The organism is Streptomyces sp. NPDC103540 (assembly GCF_055584445.1).
The window spans coordinates 180,445-197,860 of record NZ_JBVJMA010000001.1 but is presented as its reverse complement, the minus strand read 5'-3'; the positions used below and the strand labels follow the sequence as shown (position 1 = coordinate 197,860).

The window sequence follows — 17,416 nt, the reverse complement described above, 5'->3', positions numbered from 1 at the left end:
CAAGCGTACGACCGGCCGCCACGATCCGCCGCCCATCAGGCGGACAACCCTCCGTGGACACACCCATCACGCGGCACAATGATCCCCATGAGTACGTCCTCCCTCGACCCCGCCGTCGCGGCCCGCCTCAAGCGCTCCGCGGACGGCCTGGTTCCGGCCATCGCCCAGCAGTACGACACCGGTGAGGTGCTCATGCTCGGCTGGATGGACGACGAAGCCCTGCACCGCACGCTGACCACCGGCCGCTGCACCTACTGGTCGCGCAGCCGCCAGGAGTACTGGGTCAAGGGGGACACCTCCGGCCACTACCAGCACGTGAAGTCCGTCGCCCTCGACTGCGACGCCGACACCGTGCTCGTCAAGGTCGACCAGGTCGGCGCCGCCTGCCACACCGGCGCCCGCACCTGCTTCGATGCCGATGTCCTGATCAGCGCCGCCGACTAGGCAGGATTCCCACCCCATGGATCTCGATACGTTCCGCAAGCTCGCGGCCGACCGCCGTGTCATCCCCGTGAGCCGCAAGCTCCTGGCCGACGGCGACACCCCCGTCGGGCTCTACCGGAAGCTGGCCGCCGAGCGCCCCGGCACCTTCCTCCTGGAATCCGCGGAGAACGGCCGGTCCTGGTCCCGCTACTCCTTCGTCGGAGTCCGCAGCGCCGCCACCCTCACCGTCCGGGACGGCGCCGCCCACTGGATCGGCACCCCGCCCGTCGGCGTCCCCACGGACGGCGACCCCCTCGAAGCCCTGCGCGCCACCGTCGAGGCCCTGCACACCCCCCGCGACCTCGCGGGCGGCATGCCCCCCTTCACCGGTGGCATGGTCGGCTACCTCGGCTACGACATCGTCCGCCGCCTGGAGCGCATCGGCGACCACGCCGAGGACGACCTGCGCCTGCCCGAGCTGACCATGCTCCTCACCTCCGACCTGGCGGTCCTCGACCACTGGGACGGCACCGTCCAGCTCATCGCCAACGCGATCAACCACAACGACCTCGACACCGGTGTCGACGAGGCCCACGCCGACGCCGTGGCCCGGCTCGACGCGATGGAGGCCGACCTCGGCCGCCCCGCGCCCTACGTCCCCGCCGCGCTGCCCGACTCGGAACTGCCCCCCTTCACCGCCCGGTGGGGCGGCGAGGACTACCACGTCGCCGTCGAGGACATCAAGGAACGCATCCGGGCCGGCGAGGCCTTCCAGGTGGTGCCCTCGCAGCGGTTCGAGACCCCCTGCGAGGCCTCCGCCCTGGACGTCTACCGGGTCCTGCGGGCCACCAACCCGTCCCCGTACATGTACCTCTTCCGCTTCGAGAACGGCTTCGACGTCGTCGGCTCCAGCCCCGAGGCCCTGGTCAAGGTCGAGGACGGGCGGGCGATGGTCCACCCGATCGCGGGCACCCGCCACCGGGGCGCGACCCCGCAGGAGGACCACGACCTCGCCGAGGAGCTGATGGCCGACCCCAAGGAGCGGGCCGAGCACCTCATGCTCGTCGACCTGGGCCGCAACGACCTCGGTCGGGTCTGCGAGCCGGGCTCCGTCGAGGTCGTCGACTTCATGAGCATCGAGCGCTACTCGCACGTCATGCACATCGTCTCCACCGTCACCGGCCGGGTCGCCGAGGGGCGCACCGCCTTCGACGTGCTCACCGCCTGCTTCCCCGCCGGCACCCTCTCCGGGGCCCCCAAGCCGCGCGCCATGCAGATCATCGAGGAGCTGGAACCCTCCCGGCGCGGCCTGTACGGCGGCTGCGTCGGCTACCTCGACTTCGCCGGGGACTCCGACACCGCCATCGCCATCCGCACCGCGCTGCTGCGCGACGGGACGGCGTACGTGCAGGCCGGGGCCGGGGTCGTCGCCGACTCGGTGCCCGAGTTGGAGGACGCCGAGTGCCGCAACAAGGCCTCCGCCGTGCTCCGCGCCGTGGCAGCGGCGAACCGCCTCCACCGCGGCTGAGGGCGTAGGGGATAGTGGGGTACGTGAGTGCCACACCCCACCCCCCCAACGAAGCCGAGGCCGCCGAGACCCGCGGGAGCCGCCGCAGCGTGGCCGTCGCCCTGCTGCTCGGCGCGCTCGGCGCCACCGTCGTCCTGCTGGCCTCCGGCCGGGTCTGGGCCCGGGGCAGCGCCGCCGTGGGAGGCGGCTCGCTCCCGGTGTCCGCCGACGGGCAGGCCGTCACCGGCCTCCCGGCGGCCCTGGCCATCGTCGGGCTCGCCGCGCTCGTCGCGGTGTTCGCCGTACGGGGCCCCGGCCGGCTGGTGGTCTCCGCGCTGCTCGCGCTGAGCGGCCTGGGCGCCGCCCTGGCGGCCCTGGCCGGCGCCGACGACCACCGGGCCCTGGACGAACGGGCCGCCACCGCCACGGCCGACACCGCCGCCCGGGTGGCGGAGCCGATCCACACGGTGTGGCCGTACGTGGCCGCCTCCGGCGCCCTGCTGATCCTGTGCGCGGGCCTGCTGGCCCTGCGCTTCGGCCGGGACTGGCCGGCCATGGGCGGCCGCTACGAGCGGGACGGCAGCCCCCGCTCCCGCAGGCCCGCCGCGGTGGACCCGGACCGGCCCGAGGACCTGTGGAAGGCGCTCGACCGCGGCGAGGACCCCACCCGCTGAGGATTCCACCCGCGCCGCGACCACCCGCCGGCGAATCCCGCGGGCCGGTGCGGGACAATGAGACCGAGCGTGCGCTACCGCACGCGCGACAGAGCAACGAGGAGCAACTCATGGCGGGCACGAGCCACGGACACACCCCGGCCGCCTGGACCGGTGTCATCATCGCCTTCATCGGTTTCTGCGTCTCCGGCGCCTTCATGGTGCTGGCGAACCCGCTCGGGTTCTGGGCGGGTCTCGTCGTCGTCGCGATCGGCGGAGTCGTCGGCCTCGCGATGCGTGCCGCGGGCATGGGTGCCCCGAAGGCGACCCACCGCGACCTGGCCGAGGTCATCGCCGCCAACCGGGCCACCGCCAAGGTCTGAGCGCGATCCCCGAGGTTCGAAAGGCGCGGCCCCGTCGGGCTGCGCCTTTTGTCATGACCGGCGAGAATCGGCGGGTGGACGCCCCTCGCACCCCTCCCGGCCCCCCGGCTCCCGCCCCGCCGCCCGCCCCGCGGGGGCCCGTACCGGCCTCCCCGGCCTCCCTCGCCCGCAGGCTCGCCGCCCCGGCGCTGACGCTGGTCGGGGCCGTCGCCGCGTTCGCCTACGTCGGCGCCGTCGACCCCAACGAACCCGGCCACTACCCCGTCTGCCCCCTGCTGCGCCTGACCGGCATCCTGTGCCCCGGCTGCGGCGGACTGCGCAGCGCCCACGCCGTCGCCCGGGGGGACCTGATCACGGCGCTGGGCGCGAACGCGGCGGCCGTCGCCGGCTACGTCGTCTTCGCCGCGTTCCTGTCCCTGTGGCTGCTGCGGGCGCTGCGCGCGCGGCCGACGCCCCGGCTCGTCCTGCCCCCCGTCGCCTGGTGGGGGATCGGCGCCCTGCTGCTCGCCTTCACGGTCGTCCGCAACCTCCCGATCGGTGCCGCGCTCGCGCCATGAGCCCAGGTCGGGGTCCATACGCGAGCTACGGGAGGGGCATATTCCGACTGTCCAGTCCCTGGGACGCGCAGAGCTCCGTGCGGAGGCCGCAGCGACCTGCGGATACCATTTGAGTGTCGACCTTGCAGTGGTACTTGTCCGCAAGGCGGCCGACCGTCATCGACCCGGAAGGGGGCCGCTCGCGTGAGTGTGCTCGACGAGATCATCGAAGGGGTCCGCGAAGACCTTGCCGAACGGCAGGCTCGCGTCAGCCTCGACGAGCTCAAGGAGCGTGCCGCCAAGGCGCCCCAGGCCAAGGACGGCGTCGCGGCCCTGCGCGGCGACGGCGTCAAGGTGATCTGCGAGGTCAAGCGCTCCAGCCCCTCCAAGGGCGCGCTGGCCGCCATCGCCGATCCGGCCGGGCTCGCCGCCGACTACGAGGCAGGCGGTGCCGCGGTCATCTCCGTCCTCACCGAACAGCGTCGCTTCGGTGGCTCGCTGGCCGACCTGGAGGCCGTCCGCGCCCGCGTGGACATCCCGATCCTGCGCAAGGACTTCATCGTCACGGCGTACCAGCTGTGGGAGGCCCGCGCCTACGGCGCCGACCTCGCGCTGCTCATCGTCGCGGCGCTGGAGCAGGAGGCGCTCGTCTCCCTCATCGAGCGGGCCGAGTCCATCGGTCTCACCCCGCTCGTCGAGGTCCACGACGAGGAGGAGATCGAGCGGGCCGTCGCGGCCGGCGCCAAGATCATCGGCGTCAACGCGCGCAACCTGAAGGACCTCAAGGTCGACCGCTCCACCTTCGAGCGGATCGTCGGAGAGATCCCGCCCCACATCGTGAAGGTCGCCGAGTCCGGCATCCGCGGACCGCACGACCTGATCGCCTACGCGAACGAGGGCGCCGACGCCGTCCTCGTCGGGGAGTCCCTGGTCACCGGACGCGACCCGAAGGCGGCCGTGGCCGACCTCGTCGCCGCCGGCGCCCACCCCGCCCTGCGCCACGGCCGGAGCTGAGGAAGCCGATGCCCACCTCCCGTCCCTCCGTCCGCACCCGACCGGGCCGCGGCCCGGCCGGCGTGCCGACGGCGCACGCGCCGCTGGCGCGCGGTTGCCGCCCCCGCGGCTGCCGCGCCCCCGCCCGGCGCGTCCACGGACGGCGGGTGCGGTACGTGATCGGCTCCGAGCCCGGTCAGGTCAACGGCATGCGATGGCGTGGCGCTGCCGCGCCGTAGACGACGACCGTCCGTGACCGCCCGCGTCCCCAGCGACGCGGGCGGCCGGCGGCCTCGTACCGCCCCGCGCCCCGGGCCCCCGTGCCCGCGCGCCGCGGGCCGGTCCCTCCGTACGCCCCCACCCGCCCGCCGGCGGGGTGCGCGGGCCGCGGACCGACGGCGCAATACGGTGCACCCACCCGTCGGCATCGCATTTCCGCACCCGTAGGAGTCGTGGCATGTCCACCAGCTCGTTCTTCATCCCGGACCCGGAGGGTCAGGTCCCCAACACCGAGGGCTACTTCGGTGACTTCGGCGGCAAGTTCATCCCCGAGGCGCTCGTCGCCGCCGTGGACGAGGTCGCCGTCGAGTACGAGAAGGCCAAGGGGGACCCGGCCTTCGCCGCCGAGCTCAACGAGCTCATGGTCAACTACACCGGCCGCCCCAGCGCCCTCACCGAGGTGCCCCGCTTCGCCGAGCACGCGGGCGGCGCCCGCGTCTTCCTCAAGCGCGAGGACCTCAACCACACCGGCTCGCACAAGATCAACAACGTGCTGGGTCAGGCCCTCCTCACCAAGCGCATGGGCAAGACCCGCGTCATCGCCGAGACCGGCGCCGGCCAGCACGGCGTCGCCACCGCCACCGCCTGCGCCCTCTTCGGCCTCGACTGCACCATCTACATGGGCGAGATCGACACCCAGCGCCAGGCCCTCAACGTGGCCCGCATGCGCATGCTCGGCGCCGAGGTCATCGCCGTGAAGTCCGGCTCCCGGACCCTCAAGGACGCCATCAACGAGGCCTTCCGCGACTGGGTCGCCAACGTCGACGAGACCCACTACCTCTTCGGCACCGTCGCCGGCCCCCACCCCTTCCCGGCCATGGTCCGCGACTTCCACCGCGTCATCGGCGTCGAGGCCCGCCGCCAGATCCTGGAGCGCGCGGGCCGGCTGCCCGACGCCGTCACGGCCTGCGTCGGCGGCGGCTCCAACGCCATCGGCCTCTTCCACGCCTTCATCCCCGACACCGAGGTCCGCCTCGTCGGCTTCGAACCCGCCGGACACGGCGTGGAGACCGGCGAGCACGCCGCCACGCTGACCGCGGGAGAGCCCGGGATCCTCCACGGCTCCCGCTCCTACGTCCTCCAGGACGAGGAGGGCCAGATCACCGAGCCCTACTCGATCTCCGCCGGTCTGGACTACCCGGGCATCGGCCCCGAGCACTCCTACCTCAAGGACACCGGCCGCGGCGAGTACCGCGCCGTCACCGACGACGCCGCCATGCAGGCCCTGCGCCTGCTGTCGCGCACCGAGGGCATCATCCCGGCCATCGAGTCGGCGCACGCCCTCGCCGGCGCCCTCGACCTGGGCAGGGAACTGGGCAAGGACGGCCTCATCGTCGTCAACCTGTCCGGCCGCGGCGACAAGGACATGGACACGGCGGCCCGCTACTTCGGGCTGTACGACGGCACCGAGGGGGAGACCAAGTGAGCACCGGAAACGTCGAACTGCTGAGCGCGACCCTCGCCAAGGCCAAGTCCGAGGACCGCGCCGCCCTGGTCGCCTACCTCCCGGCCGGCTTCCCGACCGTGGACGGCGCCATCGAGGCCGCCAAGGCCGTCATCGCCGGCGGCGCGGACGTCGTCGAGATCGGCCTGCCCCACAGCGACCCGGTCCTGGACGGCGCCGTCATCCAGACCGCCGACGACATCGCCCTGCGCGGCGGCGTCAAGATCGCCGACGTCCTGCGCACCGTGCGCGAGGCCTACGAGGCCACCGGGGTCCCGATCCTGGTCATGACCTACTGGAACCCCATCGACCGCTACGGCGTCGAGCGGTTCACCGCCGAACTCGCCGCGGCCGGCGGCGCCGGCTGCATCCTGCCCGACCTGCCCGTCCAGGAGTCCGCGCTGTGGCGCGAGCACGCGGCGAAGCACGGTCTGGCGACCGTCTTCGTCGTGGCCCCCAGCAGCCAGGACGCCCGCCTCGCCACCATCACCGCCGCCGGTTCCGGTTTCGTCTACGCGGCCTCCCTCATGGGCGTCACCGGCACCCGCGAGTCCGTCGGCAACGAGGCCCAGGACCTGGTGCGCCGCACCCGGGCCACCACCGACCTGCCCGTCTGCGTCGGCCTCGGCGTCTCCAACGCCGTCCAGGCCAAGCAGGTCGCCGGATTCGCCGACGGGGTGATCGTCGGCTCGGCCTTCGTGAAGCTGCTGCTGGACGCGCCCGACCCGGCCGCCGGCCTGGCCGCCGTGCGCGCCCTGGCGGGCGAGCTTGCGGAAGGCGTACGCAGGTCCTGACTCCGGACGGGCCCCGGACGGGGTTCTGTAGCCCGATCGGGTGGAAATGACGGCGGGGAGGCACGCGAGTGCCTCCCCGCTTCGTTTGGCCGAACGTGAGCGAGAAGAACGACGGTGCGAACCGCGATGCGACGAAACGATCGGCCCGGGAGCGACTCCAGGAGGAGCGCGAGCGGCAGAAGACCCGCGACAAGCGTCGGCGGACCCTCGTCGTCTCGGCGGCGGTGGTCGGCGTACTGGGCCTGGCCGCCGTCGTCGGCCTGATCGCGGCCAACGCGGGCTCCGGGTCCAAGGACGCCAAGGCGGGCCCGGTGGTCGCGCCCTCGGGCGCCACCGGCAAGGACGCGCTCGCCATCGAGACCGGCAAGGCCGGCGCCCCCTCCCGACTGACGATCTGGGAGGACTTCCGCTGCCCGGCCTGCAAGTCCTTCGAGACCAACTACAAGGACACCATCCACGAGCTGGAGGCCAAGGGCCTGCTCACGACCGAGTACCACATCGTCACCCTGATCGACGGGAACATGGGCGGCACCGGCTCGCTGAAGTCGGCGAACGCCGCCGCCTGCGCGCAGGACGCCGGCAAGTTCGCCGCCTACCACGACGTCCTCTTCGAGAACCAGCCGACCGAGACGGACGACGCCTACGGCAAGAACGCCAAGCTGCTGGAACTGGCCGGCAAGGTCGACGGGCTCGACACCCCCGCCTTCCGCTCCTGCGTGGAGGACGGCACCCACAACAGCTGGGTCGCCAAGTCCTACGACGCCTTCAAGGCCGGGAACTTCCGCGGCACGCCCACGGTCCTCCTCGACGGCAAGGACATCTTCGCCGACCAGTCCGACCCGCTGACCCCGCAGAAGCTCAAGGCCAAGGTCGAGGCCAAGGCCGCCGGCGGCGGCGCGGACACCGGGACGGGCAAGGCCTCGCCCTCGCCCTCCGCCTCCGGGTCGAGGAACGGCTCCGGCGCCACGTCGAAGAGCTCCTCCTCCGGCCGTTCCGCTTCCTCCTCGGCCTCCGCTTCCGCGGCCGGGTCCCGGGCGGTCTCCGGAGGCTGAACGGCGGCGGCGCCGTGTGTGGTTTTGGTTTCAGCTTGCCGGGCGGGTTGCGGTCGGTACCGCCCGGCAGGGTAGCGTCAGGTCTGCCATGACCCTTGCCTATATCCCCAGTCCGTCGACCGGCGTGATCCATCTCGGACCGATCCCGCTCCGCGGCTACGCGTTCTGCATCATCATCGGCGTCTTCGTCGCCGTCTGGCTCGGCAACAAGCGGTGGATCGCGCGCGGCGGAAAGCCGGGCACGGTCGCGGACATCGCCGTGTGGGCGGTGCCGTTCGGCCTTGTCGGCGGTCGCCTCTACCACGTGATCACCGACTACCAGCTGTACTTCGGCGAAGGCCGCAACTGGGTCGACGCCTTCAAGATCTGGGAAGGCGGCCTCGGCATCTGGGGCGCGATCGCGCTCGGAGCGGTCGGCGCCTGGATCGGCTGCCGCCTGCGCGGCATCCCGCTGCCCGCCTGGGCCGACGCCCTCGCACCCGGCATCGCCATCGCCCAGGCCTGCGGACGCTGGGGCAACTGGTTCAACCAGGAGCTGTACGGCCGCGCCACGGACCTGCCGTGGGCGCTGGAGATCAGCGAGGGCCCCAACCGGGTCGCCGGGACCTACCACCCGACCTTCCTCTACGAATCGCTGTGGTGCCTCGGCGTCGCCGCGCTCGTCATCTGGGCCGACCGCCGCTTCAAGCTCGGTCACGGGCGGGCCTTCGCCCTCTACGTGGCCGCGTACTGCGCCGGCCGCGGCTGGATCGAGTACATGCGCGTCGACGAGGCCCACCACATCCTGGGCCTGCGCCTGAACGTGTGGACCGCCATCGTGGTCTTCGTGCTCGCGGTGGTCTACTTCGTCCTGTCGGCGAAGCTGCGCCCGGGCCGCGAGGCGGTCGTGGAGCCGGAGCGCGGTGACGGCGCCGACAAGGACGGCGCGAAGCCGAAGGACGCGGCCGCCGTGACCGCCGACGCTCCCGCGAAGGACGCCAAGGGCGGCGCGGACGCGAAGGACGGCAAGGACGCGAAGGGCACGAAGGACGGCAAGGACGCGAAGGACGGCAAGGGCGGCGCGGACGTGAAGGCCGTCGCTGCGGCCGACGCCGAGCCCGCGACCGCGAAGGTCGAGGACGCCAAGCCCGACGCCGCGCCCGACGCCGGGCGGGCCCCCGCCAAGGCGGACCTCCGCAAGGCGGCCCCGGCCGACAAGGGCCCGGCCCAGGCATAGGGACGACGCCCCGCGACCGGAGCCCGAAGGACAGGTCGAAACCGCTTCACCGGAGGCGTGCCGCGCACCGCGCGGCACGCCTCCGGCGCGTCCGGGCCCGCCGGCGGCCGGTCCGGGCGGCGGCCGGTCAGGTCGCGACCCCGCGCCGGGACAGGGCCAGGGTGCGGTGGGCCGCCGCCACCACGGCCGGGTCGACGAAACGCCCGTCGGGCAGGGCCAGTGCCCCCGGGGTGGCCCGGGCCGCCGAGACCACCTCCTGGGCGGCGGTGACCTCCTGCGGCCCCGGCAGGTAGGCGCGCTCGATCACCGGGAGCTGCCGCGGATGGATCGCGGCCCGGCCCAGGAAGCCCAGCGCCCGCCCTCGGGCACAGGAGGCCGCCAACGCCTCCAGGTCCCGGATGTCCGGGAACACCGACTGCGCCGGGGGCGCCAGACCGGCGGCCCGCGCGGCCACCACCACCCGCGAGCGCGGCCAGTCCAGCCCGGCCTCCGCGCTGACGCCCAGGTCGGCCCGCAGGTCGGCCTCCCCGAGGGTCAACCCCCGCAGGGCGGGATGGGCGCGGGCGATGTCGAAGGCCCGCTCCACGCCCAGCGCCGACTCCAGCAGCGCGTACAGCGCCACACCGCCGGTGCGGTCGGCCACCCGCGCGATCTGCTCCGGGGCGTCCACCTTGGGCAGCCGCAGCCCGCCGAGCCCGTGCAGCCCGGACAGGGCCCGCAGGTCGGCGCCCGCCCAGGGCGTGCCGAGGGCGTTGACGCGGACGTGGACGGGGACCGGCGGGCGTTCGGTGAGGAGTTCGGCGGTGGCCGCGCGGGCGTACTCCTTGCGCGAGGCCGACACCGAGTCCTCCAGGTCGACGATGACGGCGTCGGCCCCCAGTCGCAGGGCCTTCGCCACCACCTCCGGGCGGTCCCCGGGCGCGTACAGCCAGGTCAGGATCACAGGGCTCCCTCCGTGCGGAGCGCGGCGATCTCGGCCCCGCCCATGCCGAGTTCGGTCAGGACGGCGTCGGTGTCGGCGCCGTGCGGGCGGCCCGCCCAGCGGATCCCGCCGGGGGTCTCGGACAGCCGGAAGAGGACGTTCTGCATCCGCAGCGGGCCCAGCTGCGGGTCCTCGACCTCCGTGACGGTGTCCAGGGCCGCGAACTGCGGGTCCGCCATCACGTCCCGGACGTCGTAGACGGGGGCGACGGCCGCCTCGGCCTCCTCGAAGGCGGCCGTGACCTCCTCCGCCTTGTGCCGGGCGATCCAGCCGGCGACCGCCTCGTCCAGAAGAGGGGCGTGGGCGGCGCGCCCCGCCCCCGTCGCGAACCACGGCTCCTCGATCAGCTCCGGGCGGCCGACCAGCCGCAGCACGCGTTCGGCGACCGACTGCGCCGAGGCGGAGACCGCCAGCCAGCGGCCGTCCGCGCTGCGGTAGGTGTTGCGGGGCGCGTTGTTGGTGGAGCGGTTTCCGGTGCGGGGCTGTACGTAACCCAGCTGGTCGTACCAGAGGGGGTGCGGGCCGAGCACCGTGAGGATCGGCTCGACGATGGCCAGGTCCACGACCTGCCCGCGCCCGGTCCGCTCCCGGCCGGCGAGCGCCGTCATCACCGCGTACGCGGTCGTCAGCGCGGCGATCGAGTCCGCCAGCCCGAACGGCGGCAGGGTCGGCGGTCCGTCCGGCTCCCCGGTGATCGCGGCGAAGCCGCTCATCGCCTCGGCCAGGGTGCCGAAGCCCGGCCGGCGGGCGTACGGGCCGTGCTGGCCGAAGGCGGTGACCCGGGCCAGGACCAGCCGGGGGTTGGCGGCGGACAGCTCGGGCCAGCCCAGCCCCCACCGCTCCAGGGTGCCGGGGCGGAAGTTCTCCACGATCACGTCGGCGCCGGCCGCCAGACGCAGCAGCACCTCCCGCCCCCCGGGGGTGGACAGGTCGAGGGTCATCGTCCGCTTGTTGCGGCCGAGCAGCTTCCACCACAGCCCGACGCCGTCCTTGGCGGGCCCGTGACCGCGCGAGGGGTCGGGCCGTTCGGGGTGCTCGACCTTGACCACCTCGGCGCCGAAGTCCCCGAGCAGGGTGGCGGCGAGGGGGCCCGCGAACAGCGTGGCCAGGTCCAGCACCCGCAGCCCCGCCAGCGGGCCCGGCGCGCTTCCGGCGGCGGGGGCGTCCGACCGCGCGGCCGTCGGCGTCACGAGGCGGCCCCGGGCCCGTCGGCCCGTACGTCCGCCGCGAGGGCCCGCTCCACCTCGGCGCGGGTCGGCATCGAGTCCTGGGCGCCCGGGCGCTGCACCGACAGCGCGGCGGCGCGCGAGGCCCACGCGAGGGCCCCCTCCATCGCCCGGCCCTCGCCGAGCGCCACCGCGAGCGCCCCGACGAAGGTGTCCCCGGCGGCGGTGGTGTCCACCGCCCGCACCCGGTGCGCCGGCACGCGGACGGGCTCCGCGCCCCGGGCGGCGTACAGCACACCGGCCGCGCCCAGGGTGACCACCACCTCCGGGACCCGGTCCAGCAGCGCCTCGGCGGCCCGGTCCGGTTCGGTGAGTCCGGTGAGGGCGGCGGCCTCGTGCTCGTTCGGCACCAGGAGGTCGACGAGGGCGAGCAGTTCGGCGGGCAACGGCCGGACGGGGGCGGGGGTCAGGATCGTACGGACCCCGTGCGCGCGGGCCGCGCGGGCTCCGGCGATGACGGCCTCCAGCGGCAGTTCGAGCTGGAGGAGGAGGCTGTCGGCGGCCCCGATCCGGGAGTCGTCGCCCGGCTCCAGTCCGGTGACGCGGGCGTTCGCGCCGGGGATGACGACGATGCTGTTGGCGCCCTCGTCGTCGACGGTGATGTGGGCGGTGCCGCTGGCGCCCTCGACGGTGCGCAGGGCGGCCGTCTCGACCCCGGCCTCGCCGAGCGCCGCGCGCAGCCGGGACCCGAAGGCGTCGGCGCCGACCGCGCCGATCATCACCACCTCCCCGCCGAGCCGGGCGGCGGCCACGGCCTGGTTGGCGCCCTTGCCGCCCGGGACGGTACGGAACTCCCGTCCGGTGACGGTCTCCCCGAGGCGGGGCGCCTTGGGCACGTAGGCGACGAGGTCCATGTTGGTACTGCCGAGCACGGCGATGGCCGTCATGAGCGGGCTGCCTCCTGGGCGGTGAGGTGGGCGAGGGTGTCGAAGCCGATGCCGTCGAAGCCGGCGACGGTGGTGGAGAGGCGGTTGCGCAGCGGGGCGCTCCAGCGGCGCGGGATCCGGTCGGGGGAGCCGGCGAGGAGCCCGGCGAGGGAGCCGACGGTGGCCCCGTTGGAATCGGTGTCCCAGCCGCCGGAGACCACACGGCACACGGAGCGGCCGAAGTCGCCGTCCGCGTGGGTGAGGGCCGCCGCGATCAGCGCCGTGTTGGGCAGGGCGTGCACCCAGTGGTAGTGCCCGTAGCGGGCGTGCAGCCGGTCCACGACCCGGTCGAAGTCGGCCTCCTGCCGGGCGCCGCGGATCCCGAAGCGGACGGCGTCCGCGAGGCGGGAGCCGGGCGGTACGACGGCCAGGCCGGCGCGGAGCGCCTCGTGGACGTCGGCCCGGCCGCCGGCGGCCGAGGCGAGGGCGGCGGCGGTGAACAGGGCGGCGTAGACCCCGTTGGCGGTGTGGGTGAGGACGGCGTCCCGGTGGGCCTGGGCGGCGGCCGCCTCGGGGTCGCCGGGGTGGGTCCAGCCGTGCACGTCGGCGCGGATGAGGGCTCCGATCCATTCGCGGAACGGGTTGTGGTGGGTGGCCGTGTCGGGGGGCTCCAGGCCGTGCAGCAGGTTGCGGTAGGCGATCCGTTCGGCGGTGAAGGTCCGGCCGGCGGGGAGTTCGTCCAGCCACAGGCGGGCCACGTCGGCGGTGGTGAAGCCCTTGCCGTGCCGCTGGAGCAGCAGCAGGCCGAGGAGGGGGTAGTTCAGGTCGTCGTCCTCGGGGGCGCCGTCGATGTTCTCGGCGAGGCAGGTCGGGGCGGAGCGGCGGTTCCACGGGTACGCGGCCAGCAGCCGCGGCGGTACGCCGCGCGCGGTGAACCAGTCGTCCAGCGGCCAGTTGCCGGTGGCGCGGGCCAGTGCCCGGATGCCGTCGAGGGGGAGCTTTTCGACCGGTTTGCCGAGGACGCAGCCGACCGCCCGCCCCAGCCACGCCGCCTCCAGCCGGGCCCGCAGGCCGTCCGCGGGGGGCCGGGGCGGCGCCGGCGGGGCGGTCAGGCAGGCGCGGATCGCCGGCCAGCCGGCGGGTTCCGTCGCCCGGGTCGGGGTCGGCAGGGCGGCGAGCTCGCCGAGCAGCCGGGTGGCCAGGTCGCGCAGGGCCGGCGGGGCCGGCTCGGGGGAGGTGCCGGCCCGTTCGGGCGCCGGTCGGCCGCCCGCCGCGTGCCAGATCCGGGCCAGGGGCCCGGCGTCGCGGCCGTCCTCCGCCGCCTGACGCAGCTCGTGGCCGATCAGGTCCTCCGGCTGGGCCCAGGTCAGCCGTACGAGGTCCCCGGCGGCGGTCACGTTCACCGGGCGGGGGCCGGGGCGAGGGCGGGGGCGAGGGCGGCGAAGGCCCGCTCGTGGGCCCGGCGGCGTTGCGCGTCGAGGGCGAAGACCTCCCGGGCCACGGCGGCCAGGGTCGCGGCCGGGGCGTGCAGGTCCGTCCGGCTGGCCTCGGCGACCTGCTTCGCCCAGACGTCCGGGACGACGTCCGCGCCGCCGAGGGCGCCGGCGAGCGCGCCCGCCATGCCCGCGATGGAGTCGCAGTCGCGGCCGTAGTTGACGGAGCCGAGCACGGCGGGCTCGTAGGCCCCGTCGGCGACCAGCAGCATGCCGAGCGCGACGGGCAGTTCCTCGATGGAGTGCAGGCGCGAGGGCCTGCGGGCGCCCAGCGAGGGGGCGCGGTAGTCCGGCCCGACCGAGTCGTACGGGGCGACCGCCGCGCGCAGCGGGCCCAGCGCCGATTCGAAGTCCCGGTGGCGGCGGGCCTCTTCGGCGACGGCGGCGATGGCCGCGCGGGTGCCGTCCTTGGCCAGGTCGAGGGCGGCCTCCACGACCGAGGCGGCCGTCGCGCCCGGCAGGCACGCGGCCGCGACCGCCGCCGCGAACACCCCCGCCGCCTCCCGTCCGTACGAGGACTGGTGCGCTCCGGTGACGTCCAGCGCCTCGGCGTACGCGGCCCGGGGGTGACCGGCGTTGACCAGCCCGACCGGCGCCATGTACATCGCGGCACCGCAGTTGACGATGTTGCCGGCGCCCGCCTCACGGGGGTCGACGTGCGCGTAGTGCAGCCGGGTCACGATCCACTTCTCGGCGAGGAACACCCGCTGGAGGGGCAGCGCCTCGGACTCCAACTCGGGGATCCAGCGCGGGGTGTTCATGAGGTCCGGTACGAGGTGGTCGGCGACGGCGTAGGCGTCGAGGTGGTCGCGCACGGTGTCGTACACGCGGATCAGGGCGTGCGTCATGAGGGTGTCGTCCGTGATGTGCCCGTCGCCCTTGTGGTACGGCGCGATGGGCCGGGCGGTGCGCCAGTCGGGGTACCAGGGGCCGACGACCCCGCGGATCCGGCCGCCGTGGCGTTCGACGATCCGGTCCGGGGACCAGCCCTCGACGGGACCGCCGAGGGCGTCGCCCACGGCGGCCCCGACGAGCGACCCGGTGATCCGGTCCTCCAGCGTGAGCGTCGTCGTCATGTCCGAATCATCCCTTGGGTGAAGTGAGTTCCGTACGGCTGAGCAGTGCGGCGAGTTCGACGAGGTCGGTGCCGGCGAGGCGGGGGAGCGCGCAGCCGGACAGGGTGCGGCAGGCCTCCCGCCAGGCGGTGGGCAGGCAGTCGCCGCCGCCGAGCGCGCCGGTCAGGGCGCCGGCGAGGGCGGGGGCGGAGTCCGCGACGCGCGACAGGCAGGCGGCTGCCGGTACGGCCTCGGCCGCGGCGCCCCGGGCGGCGGTGGCGAGGGCGAGGGCGACGGGGACGGTCTCGGCGGCGGCGATCCCGTAGCTGTAGACGTGGTCCACGATCTGGTGTTCCAGGAGCGGGACGAGGGCGAAGGCGCCGCCGTCGGGGGTGCCGGCGGCGGATCGGGCCAGGGCGACGGCGTGCCGGGCGTTGCGGCCGATCTCGGTGCCGGCGGGCAGTTGGGCCAGGGCGGCGTCGACGGCGCCGTCGGTGTCGCCGCCGCCGAGGGCGGTGGCGACGGCGGCGGCCATGGCGCGGGCGCCGTGGACCCCGTCGCCGTCCTGGGTGTAGCGGGCGTCGAACTCGGCGAGTTCGGCCGCCGCGTGCGGGTCGCCGGGGTGGACGACGGCCAGGACGCAGGCGCGTACGCAGGCGGCGTCGTCGAAGTAGTGCGGGTTGTCGTGGCCGGTGGCGGGCGGGCGCAGACCGGCGGCGAGGTTGCCGAGGCCGGCGCGCACGGAGATGCGGGCGCGCAGGGGCAGGACGGCCGACTCCACCTCCGGGGCCCGCTCGGCGGCGGCCGCGACCTCGCTGGCCAGGGCGTTCCAGGCGAGGTCGATGGCGGCGCGCATGCGGCGGGACCGGGAGAGGTCGCTGAGCAGGACGCCGGCGGCGGTGAGGACCGACTCGGCGGCGAAGGCGGCCCACTCGGCGTCGTCGGAGGGGCCCAGGCGCAGCGGCTCGGGGGGCTGGTTGAGGGCGATGGGCACCGGCAGGGTGGTGGTGGCGTTCTGCTCCGCGAAGGTGTCGAGCTCGCGCGTCAGGCGGCGCGTCCATTCGGGCATCCGGCTGGCCCGGTGCCGCGCGGCGGGCCACCCGGCCGCGTCGCCCGCGGCGAGCCCGAGCAGCAGTCCCTCGATGCGCCGGGGTCCCGCGGGTGGGGGTGCGGGTGCGGGTTCCGGTTCGGGCGTACGGGCGCCCGTGCGCGCCTCCCGGTCGGGCGGGGCGGCCGGCACCGGGGCGGGGGCGACCGGGCCGGCGGTGGTGGCCGTGGGCGCGGTGGTGGAGGGGGCGGGGGCGCCGAGGGTGAGCGTCGCGGGTTCCGGCCGGTACGGGATCGGGGTCATGGGCGGGGCTCGGTTTCCGGGGTGAGGAGGTCCGCGATGTCCAGGACGTGGTAGCCCCGCATCGAGGGGAGGCAGCTGCCCCGGACCGGCCCGACGGCCTCGGCCCAGGGCCGCGGGATCGCGTCGACCCCGGACAGCGCGCCGGACAGGGCGCCCGCGACGGCGGCGGTGGTGTCGGCGTCGCGGCCCATGTTCACGGCGGTCAGGACGGAGTCGACGAACTCCCCCCGGCAGGCCGCGAACGCCCCGAACGCCAGGCCCACGGCCTCCGGCGCCAGGTCCGTCCACGGGTAGCCGCCGATCACCACGGCCGACCGTACGGCCCGCTCCCCGCGCGGGGCCGCGGTCACCGCGCGCCGCAGCGAGCGCGCCGTCCAGGAGTCGCAGGGGATGACGGACAGGGCGGCCGAGACCACGGAGGCGGGGGAGCCCCCGGCCATCGCGGCGGCGACCCCGGCGGCCACCGCCTGGCCCCCGTAGATGCCCTCCCCGTCGTGGCTGACCGTGCCGTCGATGGCCACGAGCCGGGCGGCCTCCGCCGGGCGGCCCGCCGCGAACACCCCGAAGGGGGCCGCCCGCATGGCCAGGCCGTCGGACCAGGCGTGACGGTGCTGCGCGGAGATGGGCGCGGCCAGGCCCCGGCGGAGGTTCTCCAGGGTGCCGCGTTCGGAGAACCCGGCGCCCCGGAACGGGCCCTCGTCCAGGTCGGCGATCCAGTGGTGCCAGGCCCGTTCGACGTGCGCGACGGTGAGCGCCGAGCCGTGCCGGGCGAGCAACAGGCCCGAGAAGATGGCGTATTCGGTGTCGTCGGTGCCGGCCGGGTCCTCGGTGACGAACCCCTCGATCCGGCCCCACTTGGCGCGGATCTCCGAGGGCTTCATGTTCTCCGCGGGGGCGCCCAGCGCGTCACCCACCGCGAGGCCGAGAAGCGCGCCCCTGGCCCGTTCGAGGAGGACCTGCGGATCGCATGCAATCAGCTCCATCGGGCGCCTCTCCACGTCAATGGGACCCATCATGAGCCCTTGGGGGATTTGTGCCACGGCATGTGGTTTGTCGCCCGCTGCGAAACGCGGCGCGGAGCAGCTCGTCACCCGGTCGCCGAGCGACGAAAGCCCAGGTAAGTACGGCCTTCCTTGCTGGCGGGCGGCAGAAATCGTGCGTAG

At 75.0% G+C, this 17,416-nt stretch carries 18 protein-coding genes; 11 read left to right on the top strand and 7 right to left on the bottom strand.

The annotated features are described in order from the left end of the window. Positions 1-78 precede the first annotated feature (78 nt). From hisI to lgt, 11 genes are all read left to right on the top strand, one after another. Entirely contained in the window at positions 79-444 is a 366-nt protein-coding gene (gene hisI, locus ACZ6ZI_RS00885) for a phosphoribosyl-AMP cyclohydrolase (RefSeq protein WP_469514095.1), read from the top strand. 16 nt (positions 445-460) lie between these two features. Next, the gene (locus ACZ6ZI_RS00880; RefSeq protein WP_363062072.1) at positions 461-1,951 is read left to right on the top strand and encodes an anthranilate synthase component I; all 1,491 of its coding nucleotides are present in this window, start codon (positions 461-463) and stop codon (positions 1,949-1,951) included. A gap of 14 nt (positions 1,952-1,965) precedes the next feature. Next, complete coding sequence (locus ACZ6ZI_RS00875; protein WP_363062070.1) at positions 1,966-2,604, top strand: TIGR02234 family membrane protein; 639 nt, start codon at positions 1,966-1,968, stop codon at positions 2,602-2,604. Positions 2,605-2,714: 110 nt separating this feature from the next. Then, a complete protein-coding gene (locus ACZ6ZI_RS00870) occupies positions 2,715-2,966 on the top strand; it encodes an HGxxPAAW family protein (protein ID WP_363062068.1) in 252 nt (83 codons plus the stop codon). A 53-nt stretch (positions 2,967-3,019) separates the two neighbouring features. Then, complete coding sequence (locus ACZ6ZI_RS00865) at positions 3,020-3,523, top strand: DUF2752 domain-containing protein (protein ID WP_469514091.1); 504 nt, start codon at positions 3,020-3,022, stop codon at positions 3,521-3,523. Positions 3,524-3,706: 183 nt separating this feature from the next. Continuing rightward, entirely contained in the window at positions 3,707-4,516 is an 810-nt protein-coding gene (gene trpC / locus ACZ6ZI_RS00860) for an indole-3-glycerol phosphate synthase TrpC (RefSeq protein ID WP_363062064.1), read from the top strand. Between the two features lie 8 nt (positions 4,517-4,524). Further along, the gene (gene trpM / locus ACZ6ZI_RS00855; RefSeq protein WP_469514088.1) at positions 4,525-4,734 is read left to right on the top strand and encodes a tryptophan biosynthesis modulator TrpM; all 210 of its coding nucleotides are present in this window, start codon (positions 4,525-4,527) and stop codon (positions 4,732-4,734) included. 218 nt (positions 4,735-4,952) lie between these two features. Continuing rightward, positions 4,953-6,200, top strand: coding sequence for a tryptophan synthase subunit beta (gene trpB / locus ACZ6ZI_RS00850; protein WP_469514085.1), 1,248 nt, complete (start codon positions 4,953-4,955; stop codon positions 6,198-6,200). Continuing rightward, positions 6,197-7,012 (top strand): tryptophan synthase subunit alpha, encoded by an 816-nt coding sequence (trpA, locus tag ACZ6ZI_RS00845; RefSeq protein WP_469514082.1) that lies wholly within the window; start codon positions 6,197-6,199, stop codon positions 7,010-7,012. The genes trpB and trpA overlap by 4 nt, the downstream gene beginning before the upstream one ends. Positions 7,013-7,107: 95 nt before the next feature. Then, positions 7,108-8,064, top strand: coding sequence for a DsbA family protein (locus ACZ6ZI_RS00840; RefSeq protein WP_469514079.1), 957 nt, complete (start codon positions 7,108-7,110; stop codon positions 8,062-8,064). A gap of 88 nt (positions 8,065-8,152) precedes the next feature. After that, positions 8,153-9,280, top strand: coding sequence for a prolipoprotein diacylglyceryl transferase (gene lgt / locus ACZ6ZI_RS00835; RefSeq protein WP_469514076.1), 1,128 nt, complete (start codon positions 8,153-8,155; stop codon positions 9,278-9,280). A 127-nt stretch (positions 9,281-9,407) separates the two neighbouring features. On the opposite strand, the gene ACZ6ZI_RS00830 is transcribed toward lgt, so the two are convergent. From ACZ6ZI_RS00830 to ACZ6ZI_RS00800, 7 genes are read right to left on the bottom strand one after another with little or no spacing between them, the layout of a single operon-like run. Then, entirely contained in the window at positions 9,408-10,223 is an 816-nt protein-coding gene (locus tag ACZ6ZI_RS00830) for an HpcH/HpaI aldolase/citrate lyase family protein (RefSeq protein WP_469514073.1), read from the bottom strand. After that, positions 10,220-11,452, bottom strand: coding sequence for a CaiB/BaiF CoA transferase family protein (locus ACZ6ZI_RS00825; RefSeq protein ID WP_469514070.1), 1,233 nt, complete (start codon positions 11,450-11,452; stop codon positions 10,220-10,222). The genes ACZ6ZI_RS00830 and ACZ6ZI_RS00825 overlap by 4 nt, the downstream gene beginning before the upstream one ends. Continuing rightward, on the bottom strand, positions 11,449-12,375 hold the full coding sequence (gene rbsK / locus ACZ6ZI_RS00820; protein WP_469514067.1) for a ribokinase: 927 nt from the start codon (positions 12,373-12,375) through the stop codon (positions 11,449-11,451). Before rbsK ends, ACZ6ZI_RS00825 begins: the two co-directional genes overlap by 4 nt. Beyond that, complete coding sequence (locus tag ACZ6ZI_RS00815) at positions 12,372-13,757, bottom strand: ADP-ribosylglycohydrolase family protein (protein WP_469514065.1); 1,386 nt, start codon at positions 13,755-13,757, stop codon at positions 12,372-12,374. The genes rbsK and ACZ6ZI_RS00815 overlap by 4 nt, the downstream gene beginning before the upstream one ends. Next, on the bottom strand, positions 13,754-14,923 hold the full coding sequence (locus tag ACZ6ZI_RS00810) for an ADP-ribosylglycohydrolase family protein (protein ID WP_469514062.1): 1,170 nt from the start codon (positions 14,921-14,923) through the stop codon (positions 13,754-13,756). The genes ACZ6ZI_RS00815 and ACZ6ZI_RS00810 overlap by 4 nt, the downstream gene beginning before the upstream one ends. A 7-nt stretch (positions 14,924-14,930) precedes the next feature. Next, positions 14,931-16,253: an ADP-ribosylglycohydrolase family protein gene (locus ACZ6ZI_RS00805; protein ID WP_469514059.1), complete on the bottom strand. Its 1,323-nt coding sequence runs from the start codon at positions 16,251-16,253 to the stop codon at positions 14,931-14,933. After that, positions 16,250-17,236, bottom strand: a complete 987-nt coding sequence (locus tag ACZ6ZI_RS00800; protein ID WP_363062040.1) for an ADP-ribosylglycohydrolase family protein — start codon at positions 17,234-17,236, stop codon at positions 16,250-16,252. The genes ACZ6ZI_RS00805 and ACZ6ZI_RS00800 overlap by 4 nt, the downstream gene beginning before the upstream one ends. Positions 17,237-17,416 lie beyond the last annotated feature (180 nt).

Bases quoted from the DNA above. Each gene is read 5' to 3' on its own strand.
- ACZ6ZI_RS00880 (WP_363062072.1), top strand. From the start codon at position 461: ATGGATCTCGATACGTTCCGCAAGCTCGCGGCCGACCGCCGTGTCATC.
- trpM (WP_469514088.1), top strand. From the start codon at position 4,525: ATGCCCACCTCCCGTCCCTCCGTCCGCACCCGACCGGGCCGCGGCCCG.
- rbsK (WP_469514067.1), bottom strand. From the start codon at position 12,375: ATGACGGCCATCGCCGTGCTCGGCAGTACCAACATGGACCTCGTCGCC.
- lgt (WP_469514076.1), top strand. From the start codon at position 8,153: ATGACCCTTGCCTATATCCCCAGTCCGTCGACCGGCGTGATCCATCTC.
- hisI (WP_469514095.1), top strand. From the start codon at position 79: ATGATCCCCATGAGTACGTCCTCCCTCGACCCCGCCGTCGCGGCCCGC.
- ACZ6ZI_RS00870 (WP_363062068.1), top strand. From the start codon at position 2,715: ATGGCGGGCACGAGCCACGGACACACCCCGGCCGCCTGGACCGGTGTC.
- ACZ6ZI_RS00800 (WP_363062040.1), bottom strand. From the start codon at position 17,236: ATGGAGCTGATTGCATGCGATCCGCAGGTCCTCCTCGAACGGGCCAGG.
- ACZ6ZI_RS00805 (WP_469514059.1), bottom strand. From the start codon at position 16,253: ATGACCCCGATCCCGTACCGGCCGGAACCCGCGACGCTCACCCTCGGC.
- ACZ6ZI_RS00810 (WP_469514062.1), bottom strand. From the start codon at position 14,923: ATGACGACGACGCTCACGCTGGAGGACCGGATCACCGGGTCGCTCGTC.
- trpB (WP_469514085.1), top strand. From the start codon at position 4,953: ATGTCCACCAGCTCGTTCTTCATCCCGGACCCGGAGGGTCAGGTCCCC.
- ACZ6ZI_RS00865 (WP_469514091.1), top strand. From the start codon at position 3,020: ATGACCGGCGAGAATCGGCGGGTGGACGCCCCTCGCACCCCTCCCGGC.